At 33.4% G+C, this 23,910-nt stretch carries 22 protein-coding genes and 1 pseudogene; 20 read left to right on the forward strand and 3 right to left on the reverse strand.

Annotation, left to right across the window (positions count from 1 at the left end):
* Positions 1-637: 637 nt before the first annotated feature.
* The 7 genes and pseudogenes from ACYVEC_RS15370 to ACYVEC_RS15400 all read left to right on the forward strand — a co-directional run bounded on the left by ACYVEC_RS15370 (position 638) and on the right by ACYVEC_RS15400 (position 9,001).
* The gene (locus tag ACYVEC_RS15370; RefSeq protein WP_063224859.1) at positions 638-1,540 is read left to right on the forward strand and encodes a hypothetical protein; all 903 of its coding nucleotides are present in this window, start codon (positions 638-640) and stop codon (positions 1,538-1,540) included.
* Positions 1,541-2,240: 700 nt separating this feature from the next.
* The gene (locus tag ACYVEC_RS15375) at positions 2,241-4,961 is read left to right on the forward strand and encodes a putative bifunctional diguanylate cyclase/phosphodiesterase (RefSeq protein WP_431113424.1); all 2,721 of its coding nucleotides are present in this window, start codon (positions 2,241-2,243) and stop codon (positions 4,959-4,961) included.
* Positions 4,962-5,172: 211 nt separating this feature from the next.
* A pseudogene (locus tag ACYVEC_RS15380) lies at positions 5,173-5,703 on the forward strand (MBL fold metallo-hydrolase); the annotation flags it as partial.
* Positions 5,704-6,144: 441 nt separating this feature from the next.
* Positions 6,145-6,396: a hypothetical protein gene (locus ACYVEC_RS15385; protein WP_063224861.1), complete on the forward strand. Its 252-nt coding sequence runs from the start codon at positions 6,145-6,147 to the stop codon at positions 6,394-6,396.
* Positions 6,397-6,581: 185 nt separating this feature from the next.
* Positions 6,582-7,307: an ABC transporter ATP-binding protein gene (locus ACYVEC_RS15390; protein ID WP_098556720.1), complete on the forward strand. Its 726-nt coding sequence runs from the start codon at positions 6,582-6,584 to the stop codon at positions 7,305-7,307.
* Entirely contained in the window at positions 7,304-8,323 is a 1,020-nt protein-coding gene (locus ACYVEC_RS15395) for an ABC transporter permease (RefSeq protein ID WP_460507149.1), read from the forward strand. Before ACYVEC_RS15390 ends, ACYVEC_RS15395 begins: the two co-directional genes overlap by 4 nt.
* 24 nt (positions 8,324-8,347) lie before the next feature.
* Positions 8,348-9,001, forward strand: coding sequence for a TetR/AcrR family transcriptional regulator (locus tag ACYVEC_RS15400; RefSeq protein WP_098556716.1), 654 nt, complete (start codon positions 8,348-8,350; stop codon positions 8,999-9,001).
* A 136-nt stretch (positions 9,002-9,137) separates the two neighbouring features.
* Here the strand turns inward: ACYVEC_RS15400 and ACYVEC_RS15405 are convergent, their stop codons facing one another.
* Positions 9,138-9,437, reverse strand: coding sequence for a WGxxGxxG family protein (locus ACYVEC_RS15405; protein ID WP_063224864.1), 300 nt, complete (start codon positions 9,435-9,437; stop codon positions 9,138-9,140).
* Positions 9,438-9,617: 180 nt separating this feature from the next.
* On the opposite strand from ACYVEC_RS15405, the gene ACYVEC_RS15410 reads away from it, so the two are divergent.
* From ACYVEC_RS15410 to ACYVEC_RS15445, 8 genes are all read left to right on the forward strand, one after another.
* Complete coding sequence (locus ACYVEC_RS15410; RefSeq protein WP_098556714.1) at positions 9,618-10,586, forward strand: YbgA family protein; 969 nt, start codon at positions 9,618-9,620, stop codon at positions 10,584-10,586.
* Positions 10,587-10,802: 216 nt separating this feature from the next.
* Positions 10,803-11,948: an acyl-CoA dehydrogenase gene (locus tag ACYVEC_RS15415; RefSeq protein WP_460507153.1), complete on the forward strand. Its 1,146-nt coding sequence runs from the start codon at positions 10,803-10,805 to the stop codon at positions 11,946-11,948.
* 15 nt (positions 11,949-11,963) lie between these two features.
* A complete protein-coding gene (locus tag ACYVEC_RS15420; protein WP_063224866.1) occupies positions 11,964-13,301 on the forward strand; it encodes an acetyl-CoA carboxylase biotin carboxylase subunit in 1,338 nt (445 codons plus the stop codon).
* A gap of 26 nt (positions 13,302-13,327) precedes the next feature.
* Complete coding sequence (locus ACYVEC_RS15425; RefSeq protein WP_001985297.1) at positions 13,328-13,543, forward strand: acetyl-CoA carboxylase biotin carboxyl carrier protein subunit; 216 nt, start codon at positions 13,328-13,330, stop codon at positions 13,541-13,543.
* A 21-nt stretch (positions 13,544-13,564) separates the two neighbouring features.
* Positions 13,565-14,476, forward strand: a complete 912-nt coding sequence (gene mvaB / locus ACYVEC_RS15430; protein ID WP_063224867.1) for a hydroxymethylglutaryl-CoA lyase — start codon at positions 13,565-13,567, stop codon at positions 14,474-14,476.
* Positions 14,477-14,480: 4 nt separating this feature from the next.
* Positions 14,481-15,269 (forward strand): enoyl-CoA hydratase, encoded by a 789-nt coding sequence (locus tag ACYVEC_RS15435; protein ID WP_063224868.1) that lies wholly within the window; start codon positions 14,481-14,483, stop codon positions 15,267-15,269.
* 2 nt (positions 15,270-15,271) lie between these two features.
* Positions 15,272-16,813, forward strand: a complete 1,542-nt coding sequence (locus ACYVEC_RS15440) for an acyl-CoA carboxylase subunit beta (RefSeq protein ID WP_000886753.1) — start codon at positions 15,272-15,274, stop codon at positions 16,811-16,813.
* Between the two features lie 49 nt (positions 16,814-16,862).
* Positions 16,863-18,803 carry an AMP-binding protein gene (locus ACYVEC_RS15445; protein WP_063224870.1) on the forward strand — a complete coding sequence of 647 codons (1,941 nt, stop codon included), beginning with the start codon at positions 16,863-16,865 and terminating at the stop codon, positions 18,801-18,803.
* Between the two features lie 280 nt (positions 18,804-19,083).
* On the opposite strand, the gene ACYVEC_RS15450 is transcribed toward ACYVEC_RS15445, so the two are convergent.
* On the reverse strand, positions 19,084-19,341 hold the full coding sequence (locus ACYVEC_RS15450; protein WP_063224871.1) for a hypothetical protein: 258 nt from the start codon (positions 19,339-19,341) through the stop codon (positions 19,084-19,086).
* A 599-nt stretch (positions 19,342-19,940) separates the two neighbouring features.
* Between ACYVEC_RS15450 and exsK the strand changes: the two genes are divergently transcribed.
* The 5 genes from exsK (at position 19,941) to ACYVEC_RS15475 (ending at position 22,736) form a co-directional block, all read left to right on the forward strand.
* A complete protein-coding gene (exsK, locus tag ACYVEC_RS15455; protein ID WP_063224872.1) occupies positions 19,941-20,270 on the forward strand; it encodes an exosporium protein ExsK in 330 nt (109 codons plus the stop codon).
* A 120-nt stretch (positions 20,271-20,390) separates the two neighbouring features.
* Positions 20,391-20,930 (forward strand): GNAT family N-acetyltransferase, encoded by a 540-nt coding sequence (locus ACYVEC_RS15460; protein WP_063224873.1) that lies wholly within the window; start codon positions 20,391-20,393, stop codon positions 20,928-20,930.
* A gap of 51 nt (positions 20,931-20,981) precedes the next feature.
* Positions 20,982-21,542 (forward strand): nucleoside/nucleotide kinase family protein, encoded by a 561-nt coding sequence (locus ACYVEC_RS15465; RefSeq protein WP_063224874.1) that lies wholly within the window; start codon positions 20,982-20,984, stop codon positions 21,540-21,542.
* Positions 21,535-22,275, forward strand: a complete 741-nt coding sequence (locus ACYVEC_RS15470) for an alpha/beta fold hydrolase (RefSeq protein ID WP_098556710.1) — start codon at positions 21,535-21,537, stop codon at positions 22,273-22,275. Before ACYVEC_RS15465 ends, ACYVEC_RS15470 begins: the two co-directional genes overlap by 8 nt.
* A gap of 2 nt (positions 22,276-22,277) precedes the next feature.
* Positions 22,278-22,736 carry a DinB family protein gene (locus ACYVEC_RS15475; RefSeq protein ID WP_098556708.1) on the forward strand — a complete coding sequence of 153 codons (459 nt, stop codon included), beginning with the start codon at positions 22,278-22,280 and terminating at the stop codon, positions 22,734-22,736.
* A 58-nt stretch (positions 22,737-22,794) separates the two neighbouring features.
* Here the strand turns inward: ACYVEC_RS15475 and ACYVEC_RS15480 are convergent, their stop codons facing one another.
* Complete coding sequence (locus ACYVEC_RS15480; RefSeq protein WP_063224876.1) at positions 22,795-23,811, reverse strand: D-alanyl-D-alanine carboxypeptidase family protein; 1,017 nt, start codon at positions 23,809-23,811, stop codon at positions 22,795-22,797.
* Between the last annotated feature and the right edge of the window lie 99 nt (positions 23,812-23,910).

Genomic DNA, 23,910 nt, shown 5'->3' on the forward strand with positions numbered 1-23,910 from the left:
TACCAAATGGTGCAACAAGTTTTATTATATCTTTGTTGGTCGTTATCAATTAATTATTGAAGATAATAGATTAAATAATTTAGATTTATATGTGGGGTATTTTTGTACATCTCCTGAAAAAGGCGAATAAGAAGTACGCTCTTAAAATTTCTAACGAAGTACTTCGTATATACTATTTACTGTATTTTAGATAGTAACTTTGATTGCAGTAATTCTTGAATAAATGCATCCATGTCAACAAACTTTTGTTGTTTATTAAACTTAAATTGCCATAAAGATTAATAAGTTGCCATGCAAACGGAAATGTTTGTTTTAATTTATCTCTAAATATTGGCTATTTTCTTTCCTGTAAGTCAGCAAATTAGTAAAAATATAGGAATTATAATAAATGATACGATTCGCTAATAAACAGTACAATCAACCAGATAGGCGGATTATTATCATTTTTAGCTTATTATAAACATAAAAAAATTTACTTCGTGTAAAAGTTACTTGCTATATTATTAACCTTATTACCTTACAAAAGTGTAATAATCTTTTTGTTGACGTTCTTTAAAAACTGTAACTATAATGATTACATGTTAATTGATAATGGAAATCAGTTGGTGAATAGATATGATTGGAGATGTTTTAGTATATGAAAAAAGTCATTTTAGCTGGTGCATTAGGAATTGCAGCATTTACAGGAAGCAATATACCAGGATTAGATTCACTAACAGCAAGTGCAGCTGTACAAGAGTTCAACACTACAGTTGAGGGGAAAGTAATAGAAGTACAGTCAAATTATTTTATCATTGAAAGTAAAGAATTAAATGAAAGTGTAACTATTTATACTGATTTTCAAGCAAATGCAAAACCAGGTGAATATGTAAAAGTAAATAGTAATGGTCCATTACTTCAAAGCGCATTTACTACAAGCTTAACGGCTAATTCTGTTGAGCATTTTGAATTAGCTCCTGGAAACTACGAACAATATACAGTAGGGCATGTAAGTGAAGTTTCTTCTAATGAGTTATTAGTTACATATATAGATAATAACGGAAATCTAGAGGATCTTCGTGTACCTCTAAAAAACACTCATAACTTTAAGGTTAATGACTTAGTGAAAGTAGAAAGTGATTTTTGGGCGAGATCCATACCACCTATAGCTGTAAATGCAAAAGTAGAAAAAGTTAAAACGCAAATTAATGATTATAGTACTAGTACTGAGTCTTTAGAAAAAGAAGGTTCAACATTGAAACTAGGAATGTATGAAAAAGAAGATGGTCAACCTAATTTTGTAATCGGAGAAATTACAAAAATAGACAAAGATTATACCGATTATGTAGCTGTCAAGTACCCTTCTAAAAATGGGAAAAATGATGTTGTTTATGTGGATTTAACACAAGGTCAACAATTTAATATAGGTGATATGGTTCGAGTAGATTTTCATGATGGATCTAATTTCCATGGAATGGATAAAACAACGTATGACCATATCCAGAAAATTAACGATAAAATTAAACAGAATACAAATAAAGAGCAATGGGTTTGGTCTTGATTTTAATAAAATAAGATTATCCATCTATAATGTATATACCAATTCAAAAAGTCTTGTAATATGTTACAAGGCTTTTTTGAATTAGTTACTTTAAAACATTATCTTCTGTTTCATTTTTATTAGCTGCTTGCAAAAATGTCATATTTCTGTCGTGGACACTCATTCATATAAGTAACTATAATTGCTCCATCAATTGGGTATATGTTACATTTATATAATTTATCAGAGATACATGTTTATATAATGATTGTCCTGTTTATATTCTTTTGACTGGAAAGTCTATACATACACTTAATTTCGTGAAATTTTTTTATAGAGATATAAAAACTTTTTTTGTTGATAATATTTAATGCATCTAATCAGTATAAGCCTTTCTGTAATCTATTAATTTTGGAATCATGATGTTAGCATTGTCCAATCCATTTGAAAGCATGCTAGAGTACTAAACATATTTGTGGCTTTTTATGAGAAAAAGGATGCAGAGAAATATGGTGATTTATCATTTTCCGACAGAAGATTCCTTTCGTTTCATACGGTTAGAAACATTTTTATAATTCCTGTTCTATAATTGTTGAATATTAACAGGTGTAATTTGAGGTTGCTTTGTTTTGAAAGAAATCTTTTGAAATGGTCATAATAGAAGTAATAATTAGAAACAAATTTAATAAAAAATGATGAAAGACTTAAGAAGGTGAATATATTGCGTAAACATTCACATGTGCAATTTTATGTATTGATATTGGCTCTAATAGCTTATTTAAGCTTTTGCTTTATATTTTTATTTGTTTTTCCGAATCAGTATTTTGTATCAGATTTTAATATACGACTCTCATCTTTAGTTGTTGAAACTATTGTACTTATTTCATTACTCTATTCCATAGTATCCAGAAAAGTTAAGTTAGGAGTGTTTTGGGCTTGTATTACTATTGCAATAGGGTGTTTCTTGATAGGGAATTTTATATCTGCTTTTCAAGTACTTAATATAGAATTACCAATACAAAATTTTAATATCTCTGATGTATTTTTGTTGTTTTTCTTATTCTTCTTTCTCTTTGCGTTCTTTTATAAAATCATGATGGAATGTAACAAATGGGAGAAAGCGTATTTGATTTGTGATTTATGTATTGTTGTTACTGCTATTTTCACCTTAGAGTGGTACCTATTTAATAAACCTTCTGCAAATATTTTATTCTTATCAATTGGAGATGTTTTTCTTTCATTTATTTTCCCGATTATAGATCTATTGCTTCTTTTACTAGGAGTTAGCCTTATCTTTCGACCAGCAATTTTTAATGCGAAAAGTAAATTATTTATTTTCATCTTAGTATTAACTGGATTGTCTATTACGGACTATTTATATTTCTATTTACAAGATGATTTATCACATCGTTCACTCATATTATTAAGGTGTTTGTATAGAGTTTTTCTATTATTTATTGCCATTGCCGCTACTATCCCAAGAAGTGCATCTTCTAGAAGAAATTATTTTATTATTAATCCGACATTTGGAAAGAAACTTCTTGTCATATTTCCTTATCTTGCAGTTGTAATCTTAATTGGTTTTACTTTAAAAGAGCAAACTTCTTCATCTACACTGATTACGGGCAATTGTATTGCCTTTGTATTTGTACTGATTCGTCATACAATTGTGCGAATGCAAAACAAAGATTTAACCCAAAAATTAAAAGTGTTTAATAATCAATTAGAGCAAAAAGTATCTCAAAGAACAGCAGATTTAATAAAAAAATCTAATGATTTGGTGAAAAATCAAGAGAGGTTTAAGTCCTTATATGAGTATCATCCAGATCCTATATTAACAATGGATTCAAATGGTACCGTATTAAATATAAACCAGTCTGGAAGTATGTTATTAGGGAAAGACAGTGCTGCATTGATAGGAAAAGAGTGCTTCTCAATTTTTTTAGATGAAGATAAACCTGAATTGGAAGCAGCTCTAAAGAAGGGGAAACGATGTAGTTCGTCTTCATTACAGTTACGTGTGAAACATAATAATGAGAAAGATATACATTTTTGGTATGTCACCATTGTTCCTATTATGATAGAAGGACAAACTTTTGGAAATTATGTAATGGTAAAAGACATAACGAGGGTGAAGCAACAACAGGAAGAGATAAACTATCTAGCATTTCATGATACGGTGACGGAGATTGGGAATCGAATATTCTTCCAACAAGAATTAGACAAATCCATTGAGCGTGTACAAAAAACACAGGATAAGTTTGGACTCCTGTATATTGATTTAAACCGCTTTAAGACCATTAATGATACAATGGGTCATGCAATTGGTGACAAGGTTTTAAAAGAAGTTGCCAAACGTTTTAGGACATGTCTGTCACCGACTATTCCTTTAGCAAGAATAGGGGGAGATGAGTTTGCAATCATTGTCCATAACAAAACAGAGCAACAGCTATTGGATTTGTGTGAAGTACTATTTCGTATAACTGAAGAACCATTTGTAATAAATCAACACAGCTTTTACTTATCCCTTAGTATAGGAATAGCGTTGTATCCATTTGGAGGAACAAATGCCACAACACTTTTACAACATGCTGATATTGCTATGTATAGCGCAAAGGAAAAAGGTAGCAATGCTGTTTGTATATACGACGAGACATTATCTCAAAAAATAACAAGACGATTACAATTAGAGCAAGATTTACCGAATGCAATTGAAAATAATGAGTTGTTTTTATTGTACCAACCACAAGTTGATAGTAAGGCAGGAAAGGTTATTGGTGCAGAGGCATTGATACGTTGGCAACATCCAGAGCTGGGACTAATTTCACCTTTTGAGTTTATACCTATCGCGGAAGAAACATCACAGATTATTTCAATTGGAAAATGGACGCTACAGCAAGCGTGTTCACAACTGAAAGAATGGCATTCTGCAGGTTATACAAATCTAAAAATGGGGATAAATTTATCAGCTATAGAGTTTGAACAAAAAGATTTTGTTCAAACGATTATATCTACCATTGAAGAAATAGGAGTACCAGCTAATTTAATTGATTTGGAATTAACAGAGCGAATTGCCATGGTAGATGAAAAAGAAACTTTATCAAAGCTAAAAGCATTAAAATCATATGGTGTACATTTATCAATAGATGATTTTGGTACAGGATATTCTTCATTAGCGTATCTACCTTTGTATCCGATTGATACTGTGAAAATCCCAAGAGAATTTGTGAATAGGATTGGAACTTCAAATGAAGGAGATGAAATTATACAAACTATTATTTCGCTAGCCCATACTTTGAATATGAAAGTAATAGCAGAAGGGGTAGAAACGAAGGAACAGTTAACAGTGTTACAAAGTAATTCATGCTATTTAATTCAGGGCTATTTTTACAGTAAACCTTTAAATGAAGAAGGTTTTTTCAAGTTTTTAATCACGATGTAGAATGAATAAGTGAGAACAACATAGATGTGAAGGAAAATGAAATGAAGTTCTATCAATAAGGTTTAAAATAATAAGAAAAACATTTTATCTACTCGTATTGTGCTTTAAAAATGTACTGTGAAGAAAAAACAAAAAGCTATCCTTTATTATAATTCAACTGTGAAGTGCACCCAAATTGTTAGACTGTGTCTAACTTTCGGGGGTCACTTCAGCTTCCTATTTAGTCGGTTGTCAGAAGGAAGGCGTAGCAATTGTAATTGATCCAAGTCGCTATATAGAACAATATATAGAATTTTCTAAGAAAGAGGGGATGGAAGTAATTGCTGCGGCTGAAACTCACATTCATACAGATTTCCTTTCTGGGTCTAGAGAATTTTCTAATCTTTATCATGCAAATTTATATGTATCTGATGAAGGAGATTGTGATTGGAAATATCAATATCTTAACGAATGTCGATACAAATTGGTTAGAGAGGGCACAGAGTTTAAAATAGGTCATATAAAATTTAATGCAATTCACACCCCAGGGCATACGCCTGAAAGCATTTCTTTTTTAGTAACTGATACAAGTCAAAATAACTATACGAATGATAAGCCGATAGGAATATTCACAGGTGATTTTATATTTGTAGGAGATATAGGAAGACCGGATTTATTAGAAACTGCTGTAGGAATGAAAGATACTGCAAAAATAGGAGAAATAGATGATTTATTCTATAGGCCTAAATTTATTCAGAATTATGCTGATGAGCAAATAGATATAGTTTTATCAGGACACGCTCATGGTGTACAATTTAGGTTACTATTTATCAGCAAATTAGTGGCTCCAAATCAAGGTGTTTTACCTAAATATACAGCCGGTTTATATGAAAAACAAAGTACGTCTATGGTAGTAAGTAGAGGATTAGGCAATAGTATCATTCCGCAAAGAATTTTTAATAGGCCAGAACTTGTAGTTGTGCAGTTAAATTGAACTGTACGACTTTTTTGTGCAGAAAAAATAGGTTAAATGGATTTTATACAAGTTAACATTACAATTTTGTTAAAAATTTTCTACGTTACATAAAGTAACAAAATTTGACCTGAAGAGTTTGTTATAGTGTAAATAATCAAAAAACTTAAAAATTAGTCGAGTGAAAAGTGTGATAAGTAATTTATGTAAAAAACTAAAAGGGGTGTACACATGCATAAAGAATATGAAATTGAAGAGTATACGGCGATTGAGGAACAAATACATTATTATTATAAATGTTTATTAGTAAGTCATCCTGATCAAATTATAAAGTATTTAGAAAAAAGGTTAGAAAAATATGCAGAAACATTACAATATGCACATTTATATCCTGATACAGTGATTTTACCTTTACAGCAATTAGTTATCGAATATTCTTTAGATGTTGCTAGAATTAGGAAATATATGAATTTAAAAACGTAAAGTAAAATATATAATTTAAATGAAACAGAGTCGACTTTAAGAAATGATATTCTAATGTCGACTCTGTTTCATTGTCTATTATTGTTTATTGAAAACAAATACTAATCAATTAACTTTGACATATAATTACGCAAGAGTAAAATAAAAGTGAGTACTCACTCATTTTTGAAAAGGGGGAAGAATACGTGCAACAACCTTCAATTACTTTACGCACTGTATCGAAAAGTTTTGGGAAAAAAGAAGTTTTACACAATCTGTCATTGCGAGTTGAAAAAGCAGAGATATTTGGTTTAGTTGGACCTTCAGGTTCAGGGAAAACGACTCTCATTAAATTGATTGCAGGTATTAATGAGGCAACAGAAGGTGAAGTACTTGTTGGTAATACTAACATGCCTAATTTAAATGAAATGAAAAGAATTGGTTATATGGCTCAGGCTGATGCATTATATGAAGAACTATCAGCATATGAAAATGCAGATTTTATTGCAACGATGTATGGATTAAAGGGAAAGCATAAAAAAGAAAGAATCAAAGAGGTTTTTGACCTTGTACAATTATCGCAACATATGAAAAAGCAAGTACAGCAGTTTTCAGGTGGAATGAAAAAACGTTTATCATTGGCAATGGCACTTCTTCATGAACCTGAAATATTAATTTTAGATGAGCCAACAGTCGGGATAGATCCACTTCTTAGAAAAACAATCTGGGGAAAATTTTATGATCTGAAAAAGAAAGGCACAACTATAATTGTAACGACACACATTATGGACGAAGCTGAATTTTGTGAACGCCTAGGGTTAATTAGAGAAGGAAAGCTAGTTGCGACTGGAACACCTGAAGAATTGAAAAAGCGGGTATCATCAGGAAGGATTGAAGATGTCTTTTTGTTGGAAGAGGTGGCTCTATCATGAGAGTTACTGGTGTAATCATTCGTATTATTCGCCAATTTTTCAGGGATAAGCGTTCATTAGCCATGATGTTTGGGGCACCTATGTTATTACTTTGGTTATTGTCGCTAGTGTTTACACAAAAAGACTATGTACCACATATTGCTGTTGTTGATTTGCCTGCTCCAGTAGTAAAAGTAATGAAAAATCAAGAAGCCTCAATTTATGAATATAGTAAAGAAAAGGCAATGTCTGAGTTGGAAAATCAAAAGGTAGATGTAGTAATTCGTTTAGAAAATGGAAAAATGAATATTGTATTAGAAGGTAGTGATTCGTCAAAAAATCGTGCTGTGCTTCAAATATTACAAAAAAATACAGAGAAGAACGATGTATCGATTATGAAACCTGAAGTGAATTATTTACATGGCTCTAAAGACTTTACAATGTTTGATGGGCTTGGTCCCGTATTAATCGGTTTCTTTACCTTTTTCTTTGTATTCATTTTATCAGGGGTGTCTTTCGTAAGAGAACGTTTAAGTGGTACTTTAGAAAGGTTATTATCGACTCCGGTAAGAAGATGGGAAATAGTTGTAGGATATATTATTGGTTTTGGGATCTTTGCATTTATACAATCCATTATAATCGTAAGTTTTTCAGTTTATATTTTAGATTTATATGTAGCAGGCTCCATATGGCTAACGTTACTTATTACATGTATGCTTTCTTTAACTGCATTAACTTTAGGGACATTTTTATCGGCATACGCAAATAATGAGTTTCAAATGATCCAGTTTATACCACTTGTTATTGTGCCTCAAATTTTCTTTTCTGGGTTGTTTCCAATTGAATCTATGAATAAGTGGCTCCAAATGTTAGGGAAATTATTTCCGCTCACATATGGCGCTGACGCAATGAGACAAGTGATGATTCGAAATCAAGGGTTTACAGAGATTGCATTAGATTTAACTGTATTACTGCTTTTTTCTCTACTATTTGCAATAGGAAATGTATTTGCATTAAAGAAACATCGAAAAATATAATGATGATACAAAGGGGCATTATAGATGAAGAAGGATTGGCTGGAAGAAATAATTGCCACAACAAATACGGATAAACGAAATGAACGTCAAATGCGTATATTAGAAGCGGCTGTTGATATGTTTGGCGAAAAAGGCTACGCTGCAACTTCAACAAGTGAAATTGCAAAGCGGGCTGGTGTAGCGGAAGGAACAATCTTCCGCTACTATAAAACGAAAAAAGATTTATTGTTAGCAGTCGTCATGCCGACATTAACAAAGTTTGCTGCACCATTTCTTGTACAAGCCTTTGCGAAAGAAATATTTAAATCGGAGTATGAATCGTATGAAGGACTTTTAAGAGTTGTCATTCATAATAGATTTGAATTTGCAAAAAAGCATTTTCCAATGATAAAAATATTAATTCAAGAAGTGCCATTTCAGCCAGAACTGAAAAATGAAATACAACAATTAGTAGAAACAGAGTTACTTTCACATTTTAAAAAGTTAATTGTAAAGTTTCAAGAAAAAGGTGGAATTATTGAGATGCCACCATCTTCTGTAGTACGACTTACTTTATCAGCTGTATTAGGATTACTCTTAACACGATTTTTATTATTGCCTGAAGAAAAATGGGATGATGAAGTGGAAATTGAACATACGATTCAATTTATATTGTTTGGATTAACGCCACGAATTTAATCATAAGTAAAAATATGTTGAAGTGTGAATTACATATACTACTTTTATGCAAATAATAAATCGCCTTTAAAAAGGCGATTTATATTCATTATTTATTTTTGATAAATAAATACTTGTTTACTAAAAATGTTCCAAATTAACGTGTTTCTTTGTCTCTTCTTCTAAGACCTAATAATCCTGCTAGTCCTAATAAACCGAGCCAAGCCCAATTATTATTTTTATCACGATTATCATTTAAATCATTTGTCGTATTTACATTTCGAGTTCTCACATCATTATTAACTCTGTCTAAGTTATTGTCATTAACTCGAGTTGAAATGTCAGTGTTATTAACTCTATTCATATTATTTCCATCGTATTCAGCTTGTGCGGATGTACCTAAAAACATAATAGATAGTGCTAAAACACTTAAAATAGATGATAATTTCTTCTTCATAACGCTCCCTCCTTTCTTATGTATTAATTTCTCCAGAGCATGTGTGTATTATTCGTTTCACAATGTCTAAACCATCATTATAGAGCGCACATTAATAAAACTAAATGAATCAAACTTTGCTTAAAATGTAAAACTGAGTACAATTTATATTATATGGACTAGCACTAAGGAGGTAATGAAATGCGACAATTTGCTAAACCTAAAATTGTTGTAAGTAAATGTTTAGAATTTGATGCTTGTCGTTATAATGGAGAGATGATTCCAGATATAACAATTCGAAACTTACAGCCATTTGTTACATTTATACCAGTATGTCCTGAAGTAGAGATTGGTTTAGGCGTCCCTCGTGAAACGATACGAATTGTAGAAGAAAACGGTTTGAATAAACTTGTACAACCGTCGACACGAGAAGACGTTACTGAAAAAATGGAGGAGTTTTCAAATGAGTTTTTACAAACGATATCCGATGTGGATGGTTTTATTTTAAAGAATCGTTCACCAAGTTGTGGTACGCGTGATGTGAAAATTTATTCTGGTTTTGAAAAAGCACCAGCAATAGGAAAGGGACCTGGCTTATTTGGCGGAGCAGTAATAAAAAAATTTTCGCATCTTCCAATTGAAGAAGAAGGTAGATTGTCGAATTTTATTATTAGAGAACATTTCTTTACAAGGTTATTTACAATAGCTTATTACAAAATGATTAAACATAATAAAAATATGAAAGACCTTGTATCGTTTCAGTCGGACAATAAATATTTATTTATGGCATATAATCAGGTGAAACAAAAAGAGTTAGGGCGTATTATTGCAAATCAAAAAAATGAAACGATCGAAGTTGTATTTGAAAAGTATGAGAAGACCCTATATGAATTATTTATGCGCACACCCCGCTATACATCGAATGTAAATGTATGTGAGCATATTTTTGGATATTTTAAAACAAAGTTAAAAAAACAGGAAAAAGATCATTTTTTAGGAATGATACATAAATATGCAGAAAAGAAAATACCACTTAGTAGTTTACTTGCAATTTTAAAATCATGGACCCTTCGATTTGATGAAAAGTATTTATTAAGACAAACATATTTCGAACCATACCCTGAAGCTTTAGTAGAAATTTCAGATTCGGGAAAAGGTAGAGATTATTAAACATTAAATTACATAATTCGACAAGAAAACTCCTATGTTGTTGTAGAACAATGTAGGAATTTTTTTGTGCATTAGTACAGAATCTGTTTTAAAATTAAGTTATGACAGAATTATAGCAATTGTCTAACTAATATTTTTGTCTTTTAAGAAGTAATGTTTGTAGTAGAAACTCGCACGCTGTCGAAACTCAATATTCGATAAGGGGTGTGTAGCGGTATGGAATTTACTCTAACTCGCGAAAAACAAATGATTAAAGAAATGGTACGTGACTTTGCTGAAAAGGAAATCGCACCAAAAGCGGTATATTATGACAAAACTGCGGAATTTCCATATGAAACATTTCAAAAAATGGGCGAACTAGGATTATTAGGCATCCCATTCCCTGAAGAGTATGGGGGTTCAGGTGGCGATACTGTATCGTACGCGTTAGCAGTTGAAGAAATTGGTCGTGCTTGTGGTGGGACAGGATTAAGTTACGCTGCAACAATTTCATTAGGTGCTTCTCCAATTTTTTATTTCGGTACAGAAGAACAAAAGCAGAAATATTTAGTTCCAATGGCGTCAGGTAAAACATTAGGTGCTTTCGGATTAACTGAACCGAACGCTGGATCTGATGCAGGTGGTACACAAACGAAAGCTGTATTAGATGGAGACGAGTATGTTATTAGTGGTGAAAAGTGTTGGATTACAAATGCAGAGTATGCAAATACAATTATTGTAACCGCTGTCAACGGTGTTGAAGACAATGGTAGAAAACGCATTTCGGCATTTATCGTACCAACTACAAGTGAAGGATTAACAATCTCAAGCCCTTACGATAAGATGGGTGTTCGTGCTTCTAATACATGTGAAATCGTACTTGATAGTGTACGTGTACCGAAAGAAAATATACTTGGTGATGTAAATAAAGGATTTAAACAATTCTTATATACACTTGATGGAGGACGTATTTCAATCGCAGCATTAGCAGTAGGTATTGCGCAATCTGCATTTGAACGTGCACTGCAATATGCGAAAGAGCGTCAACAATTTGGAAAATCCATTTCTAATTTCCAAGCGATTCAATTTAAATTAGCTGATATGGCTACTGAAGTAGAGTTAGCGCGCAATTTAGTACATAAAGCAGCTTGGTTAAAAGATAACGATAAACCTTTCGGTAAAGAAGCGGCTATGGCAAAACTTTTCGCATCTGAAGCAGCAAGCCGTATTGCAAATCAAGCAGTACAAATTCACGGTGGATACGGCTATATGCGTGAATATGAAGTGGAACGACATATTCGTGATGCAAAACTATTAGAAATTGGTGAAGGAACTTCTGAAATTCAACGTCTCGTAATTGCAAGACATTTAGGATGTAGATAAAAAGGAGGAATCACTATGTTTCAAAAAATATTAATTGCAAATCGCGGAGAAATCGCAGTTCGTATTATGAAAACTTGTCAAAAACTTGGTATTCGCACAGTTGCTATTTATTCTGAAGCAGATGAAAATGCACTCCATGTAAAGATGGCAAATGAAGCTTACTTAGTAGGTGGGCCACGTGTCCAAGAAAGTTATTTAAACCTTGAAAAAATTATTGAAATCGCTAAGAAGACAAACACTGAAGCAATTCATCCGGGATATGGATTATTATCAGAGAATCCGTCTTTCCCGGTTCGTTGTAAAGAAGAAGGAATCGTATTTATCGGTCCATCAGAAGAAATTATTATGAAGATGGGAAGTAAAATCGAATCACGTATTGCAATGCAAGCTGCAGATGTCCCAGTTGTTCCAGGTATTACTACAAATATTGAAACTGCTGAAGAAGCAATTGAAATTGCGAAACAAATTGGTTATCCATTAATGTTGAAGGCATCCGCAGGCGGCGGAGGCATTGGAATGCAGTTGATGGAAACTGAGCAAACGCTCACCAAAGCATTTGAAAGTAATAAAACAAGAGCGCAAAACTTCTTTGGTAATGGAGAAATGTATTTAGAACGCTATATAGCTGATGCACATCATATTGAAATTCAGCTTTTAGCAGATACACATGGTAACACAGTGTATTTATGGGAGCGTGAATGTTCAGTACAACGCCGAAATCAGAAAGTAATTGAAGAAGCCCCTTCACCATTTTTAGATGAAGGTACGCGAAAAGCGATGGGTGAAGTTGCTGTACAAGCTGCCAAAGCACTAGGATATACAAATGCAGGTACAGTTGAGTTTCTTGTAGATGATCAGAAGAACTTCTATTTCTTAGAGATGAATACGAGATTACAAGTAGAGCATCCCGTTACAGAAGAAATTACTGGATTAGACCTTGTAGAACAACAACTCCTTATCGCAAGTGGCGAGAAACTATCGTTTACACAGGATGATATAAAGCGCAGTGGTCATGCCATTGAGGCTCGTATTTATGCTGAAGATCCGAAAACTTTTTTCCCATCACCTGGGAAAATTACAGATTTAACGTTACCGACAAACGTACGTATCGATCACTTTTTAGAGAATCATGTAACAATTACACCTTTCTATGATCCAATGATTGCAAAAGTTATTGCTCATGGTGAAACACGTGAAGAAGCAATTTCGAAATTACATGATGCTTTAGAAGAATTAAAAGTAGAAGGTATTAAAACGAACACGCCAATGCTGCTTCAAGTATTGGAAGACGATGTGTTCAAAAGTGGTATTTATACAACGGGTTTCGTAACGAAACAACTTGTTAAAAAATAAGATTTATGAATATTAAGGGGGAAAAAATGATGACGAAAGTATATGCATCGATGGCAGGAAATGTTTGGAAGATAGTTGTAGGAGTAGGAGATACAGTAGAGGAAGAGCAGGATGTCGTCATTTTGGAATCTATGAAAATGGAAATTCCAATCGTTTCAGAAGAAGCTGGCACAGTTATGAAAATTAATGTGCAAGAAGGCGATTTTGTAAATGAAGGAGATGTATTGCTAGAAATTGAATAGGGAGATATAGGGGGAAGCGAATTGAAACTACCTAATTTTGCTGTCATTAAAGAAGTCGGGCCACGTGATGGCTTACAGAATGAAAAAAAGATTGTTGGCACAAAAGATAAAGTAAAATGGATTCAACTACTTACAGAAGCGGGATTATCGTACGTTGAAGTTTCCTCATTCGTTCACCCTAAATGGGTTCCGGCATTAGCAGATGCAAATGATGTGTTTTCTGAGCTGAAAAGGGATCCAAATGTTACATATGCAGCGCTTGTTCCAAATCAAAATGGTTTGGAACGAGCTTTTTTGCAAAATGTAGATGAGGTGAATGTTTTTTTATCAGCAAGTGAATCTCATAATAAAAGTAATATTAATAAATCAATTAAAGAAGCATTAGTTGTAATTGAAGATATAACAAAACAGGCATTATTCGAAGGGAAAAAGGTAAGAGGCTATGTTTCTACTGTATTTGGATGTCCTTATGAAGGAGATATAAGTACCGCAGCAGTTGACGAATTATGTGATCAACTATTTTCATACGGCATTTATGAAGTCTCTCTTGGTGACACGATTGGTGTAGCGAATCCGCTACAAGTAGAGCGAGTATTAGAACATTTATTAAAGAAATACGATGCTTTGCAGTTTGCAATGCACTTCCATAATACGTACGGAATGGCTCTTGCGAATGTAATTAAGTCATTAGAATATGGTATTACAACATTTGATAGTTCTTGTGGTGGCCTTGGGGGCTGTCCATATGCACCAGGAGCATCAGGTAATGTTGCAACTGATGACTTAGTTCATATGCTCCATAAGTTAGGGGTCCAAACGAATATTGATGAAGAGAAGTTATGGAGAGCTAGTCAATTTATTCAAAGTAAATTAAATATCCAATTACCGAGTCATGTGTATAGAGCGCTTCAACATAAAACGATAAGTAGGTGAGAAGATGCTACAATTACAAAACATTTCAGTTAATTATGTAACACCTCACGTTGTAAAGATTTCATTATATCGTGAAAGACAAGCAAATTCATTATCTTTAGCGTTATTAGAAGAGTTACAAAACATATTAACTCAAATAAGTGAAGAGTCAAATACTCGTGTAGTTATTCTAACAGGTGCTGGCGAAAAAGCGTTTTGTGCTGGTGCTGATTTAAAAGAACGCGCCGGTATGAATGAAGAACAAGTTCGTCATGCTGTTAGTATGATTCGCACTACTATGGAGATGGTTGAACAATTACCACAGCCAGTTATTGCTGCTATAAATGGCATCGCACTAGGTGGTGGTACGGAATTAAGTTTAGCTTGTGATTTTAGAATTGCGGCTGAATCTGCAAGTCTTGGTCTTACTGAAACTACACTTGCAATTATACCAGGAGCAGGTGGTACACAGCGTTTACCAAGATTAATTGGTGTTGGGAGAGCGAAAGAATTAATTTATACAGGAAGACGTATTTCGGCGCAAGAAGCAAAAGAATATGGTTTAGTAGAATTTGTTGCACCAGCTCATTTACTTGAAGAGAAAGCGATTGAAATAGCAGAGAAAATTGCTAGTAATGGTCCTATTGCTGTTCGATTAGCAAAAGAAGCAATTTCAAACGGTATTCAAGTTGATTTACATACCGGATTACAAATGGAAAAACAAGCGTATGAAGGTGTAATCCATACGAAAGATAGATTAGAAGGATTACAAGCATTCAAGGAAAAACGCACACCAATGTATAAGGGGGAGTAAATATGTTAGACCAAAAACAACAATCGAATACATTTGAAGAACGAGTTGAAACGATTAAACAAGGCGGCGCACCAAAATATCATGAACAAAACAAAGCGAAAGGTAAACTATTCGTTCGAGATCGCTTAGCTCTTTTATTTGATAATGGTGAATATGTAGAAGATGCATTATTTGCAAATTGTGAACAAACAGGATTACCTGCTGATGGTGTTATAACGGCAACGGGTAAAATACATGGTCGAACTGCATGCGTTATGGCAAATGATTCGACTGTAAAAGCAGGATCATGGGGCGCACGTACAGTTGAAAAGATTTTACGTATTCAAGAAACAGCAGAAAAATTACGCGTACCATTATTTTATTTAGTTGACTCTGCTGGCGCACGTATTACTGATCAAGTTGAAATGTTCCCAGGACGCCGCGGTGCAGGAAGAATCTTCTATAATCAAGTGAAATTATCAGGTAAAGTTCCTCAAGTATGCTTGTTATTTGGACCTTCTGCAGCTGGTGGTGCGTATATTCCAGCCTTTTGTGACGTTGTAATGATGGTTGAGGGAAATGCATCCATGTATTTAGGATCTCCTCGTATGGCTGAGATGGTTATCGGTGAGAAGGTAACTTTAGAAGAGATGGGCGGAGCTCGTATGCACTGCTCTGTATCAGGATGCGGAGATGTTTTATGTAAAACAGAAGAAGATGCAATTACGCAAGCAAGACAATACATTTCATATTTTCCAAACAACTACTTAGAAAAGACTCCATTGGTTACACCTCAAGAACCGAAACAATTCGATAAAACGTTAGAACAAATCATTCCAGAAAATCAAAATGCTCCTTTCAATATGAAAGATCTCATTAATAGAGTTATTGATGAAGGCTCTTTCTATGAAGTGAAAAAATTATTTGCTCAAGAACTAATTACAGGTTTAGCACGTATTGATGGTAAGCCAGTTGGTATTATTGCAAATCAACCGCGAATGAAAGGCGGCGTATTATTCCACGATTCAGCTGATAAAGCAGCGAAGTTTATTAATTTATGCGATGCATATCATATTCCATTATTATTCCTTGCAGATGTACCTGGATTTATGATTGGTACAAAAGTAGAGCGTGCTGGTATTATTCGCCACGGTGCAAAAATGATTTCTGCAATGAGTGAAGCAACTGTACCGAAAATTTCTATCGTTGTTCGTAAAGCATATGGTGCTGGTTTATATGCGATGGCAGGTCCAGCCTTTGAACCAGATTGCTGCCTAGCATTACCGACAGCTTCTATTGCGGTAATGGGTCCAGAAGCCGCGGTCAATGCTGTATATGCAAATAAGATTGCAGCTTTACCAGAAGAAGAGCGTGATAGCTTCATTGCTGAAAAACGCGAAGAGTATAAGAAAGATATTGATATTTACCATTTAGCATCAGAGATGGTCATTGATGGTATTGTTCATCCAAACAATTTAAGAGAAGAGTTAAAAGGACGATTCGAAATGTATATGAGTAAATATCAAGTATTTACGGATCGTAAACATCCTGTTTATCCAGTTTAGAAGCCCTATTTAGGGCTTTCTTGCTCAAAAAGTCAAGGAGGGGAAAACATTGAAACAAGCAGTTTGGTTTCCAACAGAAGAGTATAAAGAAAAAACGCGTTTATATGGTTGGATGAAATCATTGGGCTATGAAGATTATGAAACGTTTTATAATAAGTCAATCGAAGAAACAGCTTGGTTTTGGGGAGAAGCTGAGAAAGCGGTTGGCTATCAATGGATGAAACCTTATACAGAAGTGCTAGATTTAGAAAATGGTACGCCGTTTGCACAGTGGTATAATGGCGGAACATGTAACGTTGTAGAATCAGTTTTATCACGCTGGCTTGCAGATGATGAAACAAGAACGCAACCAGCGCTTCAATATGAAGGGGAAAATGGAACTTCAAAATCATTTACATATGAAGAACTTGATAGCTGGGTAAGTCGCGTTGCAAACGGATTGAAACATGCGGGTATTGAAAAAGGTGACCGTGTAACAATTTATATGCCGATGATTCCAGAAACAGTTGTTGCGATGCTAGCTGTTATGAAAATCGGAGCAATTATTTCACCAATATTCTCAGGATTTGCGTCAGATGCAGTCATGACACGTGTGCAAGCGGCAGGGGCTAAAATGATTATTACTGCCGATGGTTTTTCACGCCGAGGTAAGATCGTTTCATTAAAAGATGAAGTAGATAAAGCTTGTGAGCATTGTCCAACTGTTGAAAAAGTTGTTATCGTGCGTCATGCAGGAAATGAATTTACACCGCATAATTATGATTTCTCATGGAGTACGTTAGAAAAAGAAAAGCCATTTGTACATGCTGAAGAGATGAAGAGTGATGATCCGTTAATGCTCATTTATACATCAGGTACAACTGGGAAACCGAAAGGAACAGTACATACACATGCTGGTTTCCCTTTGAAAGCTGCATTTGATGCAGGATTTGGAATGAATATCAAACAAGGTGACCGCGTATTATGGGTAACGGATATGGGATGGATGATGGGACCATTTCTACTATTCGGCTCTCTCATTAATGGAGCAACGATGGTTATGTATGAAGGTGTTCCGGACTTCCCAGAAGCAGATCGTTTATGGGAGACGGTTGATAAATATGAAATTACACATCTCGGTATATCACCAACATTAATTCGTGCGTTAATGGCAAAAGGTGATGAGTATGTAAATAAACATTCACTAAAGAGTTTAGAAGTATTCGCATCAACAGGTGAACCTTGGAATCCAGACCCTTGGATGTGGCTATTTGAAACAGTTGGAAAAAGTAATGTACCAATTTGTAACTATTCAGGCGGTACTGAAATTTCTGGTGGAATTTTCGGAAACATCCTTATTAAACCAATCGCACCGATTAGTTTTAACTCTTCTTTACCAGGAATGGCAGCGGTTGTACTCGATGATCAAGGTAATCCAATTCGTGATGAAGTTGGAGAATTATGTTTAGAGAAACCTTGGGTTGGTATGACGAAAAGCTTCTGGGAAGACGATGAGCGTTATGTGAACACATATTGGTCACGTTTTGAAAATAAATGGGTTCATGGTGACTGGGTGATTTATGATGGTGAGCAATATATTATTACAGGACGCTCAGATGATACGCTAAACATTGCCGGAAAGCGTATTGGACCCGCTGAATATGAATCTATTCTTGTGAAGCATAATGATGTCATAGAAGCTGCCGCGATTGGTGTACCTGATGATGTAAAAGGTGAAGTTTGTCATTGTTTTGTAGTATTAAGGGACAATGTAACATTTACAGGAGAGTTAAAGAAAGAATTAATGAGTTTAGTAAACTCTCATATTGGAAAAGCATTATGTCCAAAAGATATTCACGTTGTAGAAGATTTACCAAAAACACGGAATTCTAAAGTAATGCGACGCGTCATTAAAGCTGCTTACTTAGGAAAAGAATTAGGTGATTTATCATCACTTGTAAATCCTGAAGTAGTTCCGTTTATTCAAGGGTTACAGTCTAGTAAATTATAAAATTAAAAAGGAGCTCTATTTAAATAGAGCTCCTTTTTAATGTTTATAAATAAAGAAGAGAGAAGAAGTAAATTTGAAGTAGAAAAATTCTACTATTAGTGTTAAGTATGTTTGTTTTATAGTTTTTATCAAAATAAGCTACTGTGGCATGCCTCTTCAATGGAGAGAAACTAATTTACAATAACAAGGTGATGACATAGAGTGACAGCTTATATGTCTGTTTAAATTTTTACATGTTAATATACAAAAAGCTGACTATATTCAGTCAGCTTTTTATATATTACATTCTAGTATTTATCGGTTCCAAAAGACATTTTCTTTCCTCTAAGTTGACATTCAAAATGTTACCAATTATTTCTTTTACAATGACAACAAATAAAGAAACATTTACAACGACACTTATTTCGTTTAGAACTCCAATCATCATCACAATGATGCTTTTCTTTAGAACTCCACCAATCATCATCACAATGATGCTTTTCTTTAGATTTCCACCAATCATCACAACAATGCTTTTTCTTAGAACTCCAGCAATCATTTTTCCAGGACATTCTTTTATACCTCCCTCCAATAGGATTCATATTATTCTATGTTTTAATAAAAAAGTGGCTTGTTTATTAACCTATTATTTTACCTTTATATGATAGAGTGCTTTCTACTAGATATTGAATTCATTCAAACTATGCTAATTTTCAAGAGATAGTGGTGAGAACTACTAGTTAAGATATTGATCAATAAACACTTGTTGAAGAAAACGTACTGATTATAAATAATATCTTATTTTGGAGTATGCTTTACTGAATGTATACTTCACAATTGGAAAGGAAAAACATACTATATTACTGCAAACACAGTCTAAGTATATGTGAAGTGATAAGAAAATCTAGTGCCTCTTTAAGGGGTGGCTTATAAAAAAAATTTGTTTGAGAAAGTGGTGTCTAACCATTAAATTCAGCAGGATAAAATCCAAGTCACCTTATTAAACAAGCCCTTAATTATTAGAAGTTTGTTTTTATAATTAATAATGAAATGGATATATAGTACAATTGTTTGTTTTTTTCTTTCTATGCTTTTACCTCGTACACTTTGAAGCTAGTGGACATACTATATTAATAGAAATGATTAGGGGGTGAGATTTTGGGATATCGTTATAGTAATTCTAGAAAAAAGTGTTCATGTAAACAGTGTTCATGTAAACAGGATGATTGTTGGGACGTTTTTGAAGAGTGTAAAAAAGAACATGAAGAGCAAAATAAGGCATGTGACTGTTGCTGTGTACAAGGAATTAGAGATGAACTGAGAAAGTTAGTAAACAGATCAGTGCGCATTACAACAGGAAGTAATAATTATGCAGGAACTGTTTCTTCAGTCACTTGTGATGTTCTAAAGCTTGCTAATAGTGCTGGGGTAGTTACAGTAATTATTTCAGTTTGTAAAATTGAAGCGATTGAACCATTGTTAACATAGGAAACATAGCATAATTAGGCTATGTTTTTTGTAAAGCCATTCTTATGAATGGCTTTATTTTAATTTCGTATAAAAGGAGAATATATTCTATATATAGAAATAAGTTTGAGGATATATAGAATGGTGTATGAAAGGAGAATGAAGTTGATTAAATTAGAACCCTTTAAAAGATCCGATTTCAAACAATTAATAAATTGGATTGATTCCGAAGAGTTTTTAATACAATGGTCAGGAAATGCATTTGCATACCCTTTAAATGAACAGCAATTAGAAAAATATATAAAAAGCACAAATACACTTGCATTCAAAGTAATAGATGAAGAGAGTAAAGAAGTTGTGGGGCATATTTCACTTGGGCAAATAGACAATATAAATAAGTCTGCAAGGATTGGAAAAGTGCTAGTTGGTGATACGAAAATGAGAGGACGTTCTATAGGAAAGCATATGATGAAAGCAGTACTACATATTGCATTTGAAGAATTAAAACTACATAGGATAACTCTAGGTGTTTATGATTTTAATACGTCGGCCATTTCATGTTATGAAAAAATAGGATTTGTAAAAGAAGGCTTACTAAGAGAGTCGAAAAAAGTAGGGGAAACGTATTGGAATTTATGGGAAATGAGTATGTTAGAATATGAATGGAGCGTTAAAAAATAATTGTTTTCTATAATTATGTTATGTTAATTAAAAGGGGTTTGGTGGGAAATTATGAATAAAAAGACGAAAATCATTACAATTGCAGCTGTTTCAGGAGGAGGTAAAACTACTGTTACAGAAAGATTAACTCACAAGTTAATAAATTCAAAAGCACTATATTTTGATAGCGATAACTTTGATAACTGTCCTGCTGATATTTGTAAATGGATTGATGATGGAGCAAATTATGATGAATGGGTACTCACACCATTAATTAAGGATATTCAGCATCTTATACGAGATAGTCATGTAGATTATATTATTGTAGATTATCCTTTTGCATACTTAAATAGTGAAATGCGACAATTCATTGATGTAACCATATTTATCGATACGCCTTTAGATATTGCAATGGCTAGAAGAATTTTGCGAGATTTTAATGAAGATACAATGAGTGAAATACATAATGATTTAAAGCATTATTTAACATATGCTAGAAAAGCCTATTTGGAGGTGCTTCATACTGTAAAGCCAAATTCAGATATTGTTTTGGATGGATCTTTATCTGTCGATGAAATAATTAATCAAATTGAAGAGGAACTGAATCAGAGAGAAGTGATCGTCAATGGTTAAATGTATAGAGGAATATGTACAAGTTGATGATTTTAAAATGTATTCAAAAGTATTCCAAGGAAAGAAGTTGCAACCTGTTATTATAATGGAAGCAGGTTATGGAGATTATTCGAAGGCATGGGAGCATATTGCTGAAGAGCTGACTGAATTCGGGACGGTACTTACATATGATCGAGCTGGATTAGGAAAAAGTGAGAAGAGTTCCAAGCGACGGATTAGTTCTGAAATGGTAAGAGATTTAAGAGGTTGCTTAGAGCAATTACAATTGAAACCACCTTATATTTTTGTAGGACATTCTTTTGGTGGTATAAATGCACGTTTATTTGCGACTTTTTATCCCGAAAATTTGTTGGGAATCGTTTTGGTTGATTCGACACCGGAAAATTATAAAGAAGATTTTTTGCGAAACATGTCTCCAGAGTTTCAAGAAGCTTACTATAAACAGTTTGTATATGAAAGTTCTTATGAAGAGTTTATGTTTAGTCTAGGTGAAGTAGATAAACATCGTCAGTCAATGAGAAATATTCCACTTGCCGTGTTAGCTGCGGGTAAAAAAGCTTTTTATTCACCAGATGCACAAATGAGGTGGTTACAATTGCAAGAAGAATTATTACGATTATCAAGCAATAATAAGTTTGTAATTGCAGAACAAAGCGGCCACTATATTCAAAAAGATGAGCCATATTGTGTACTAGATGCTGTTAAGTGGATTATTGAGGTAGGGGAGAGATAAATATGTATACTTTATTTCGATACAATTGGCAAGTAAGAGACGATTGGTTTAAGTGGTGTGAGCAAGTTTCTGAGGAAGAATTACTCCGCAAGCGTGTTGGTGGTGTTGGAAGTATTTTAGAAACATTATTTCATATTGTAGATGTTGAGTATAGCTGGATTAATGCCCTTCAAGAAAAAGAAGATACTGCACCACAGTTTAAAGAGTATCAATCAATCCAAAAAGTGAAAGCGTTATCTGATTTATATAAACGAGAATTAGAAGATTTTTTACAAGTATGGTCAGCTAACTTAGAAGTTAAAATATTAAAAGCTTCGTGGACAGATAAAACATATACATATGGTGAGGTTTTAAGACATGTAATTGTGCATGAAATTCACCATATTGGTCAGCTATCTATATGGGCAAGAGAGTTAAACCTTCAGCCTATTTCAGCGAATTTAATTGGAAGAGGACTGTAGATTTAGAAAAGGGCGTGCACTGTACATGCAAGCCCTTTTTTATATATAAGAAGATTTCCTAGTTGAAATCCTCGGATTTTTTCTGACGTATATGTAAAAACATTAAAATTGTAATAATAAAGAAAATCAACAATGTTTGTATAATCAAATTTTTAAACTGAAGCAAAACTGTCCAAGATATAACAGCATCTTTAAACGCTTGGAGTGCAGAGTACGAGGAAGGGTCAAAACCGTACTCTAGTAATTTTTTTGTTTCAATAAAAGTACTGTTTTCTTCACCGGCATCTAATATCACTGAAATAAGTCTAATATCTCCTCGTTTTGCTGTACTGACAAAACTATAATTACCATTTGTTGAGAAACTAGTTTGTAAGCCGTCAACACCTTGGAGTTTAATGTTTTTATTAAGGGAATATATCATCTTATTGGTGTTGAAAACTTTTGAATCTTTGAAGGTAAATTGGTAAGAGGTTAGTTTTGTAATGTTCAGTACATCTGGAAAGTCTGTTACTAATTGAGTTGCTAGTTTAGCAACGTCGATTGCTGTTGTAGTTGATAGTTTATTTGTATCGTTATTCATTCCAGTAGCGTTTAGAAACGGAGAGGGTTGTAATAACTTTAGTTGTTTTGCTTTTTCATTCATTAAATGTGTAAAGTTATCTTCGTTTCCAGCAATGTGCTCTGCAAGGGCAAGTGTGGAACGATTATTCCCTGTTAAAAAGATTGCATGAAGTAAATCACGAACCGTCGTTTTATCTTTCGAAGTTACTTGTATAGGACTTGTTTCTGTTCGGAAAACTTCATTACTTATTTTTACCAATTCATTTAATTGTATTTTTCCTTCATTCAGTTGTTCCAGTGCGATATACTCTGTCATTAATTTAGACAAAGTTGCTGATTGTATAGGAGTTTCTTCATTTTTTTTATAAACAACTTCACCTGAATTAGCATCTATTAAAATAGCCGATTTAGCTTGAATAATTGGACCATTTACATAAAGGTAAAAATATAAAACGATAAGTGCTGTAATAACAAAAGATAACAATAAAATTGCGAACTTTTTCAAGAATTGCATGAGTGATCCTCCTATTATGACATCAATAATAATATTGTAAAAAGAAATGCTTAATTAGGGAGAAAGAAAAGGTAAAGAATTTCTAAAGAATTAAAAAGT

This window comes from Bacillus sp. MN7755 (genome assembly GCF_054771475.1).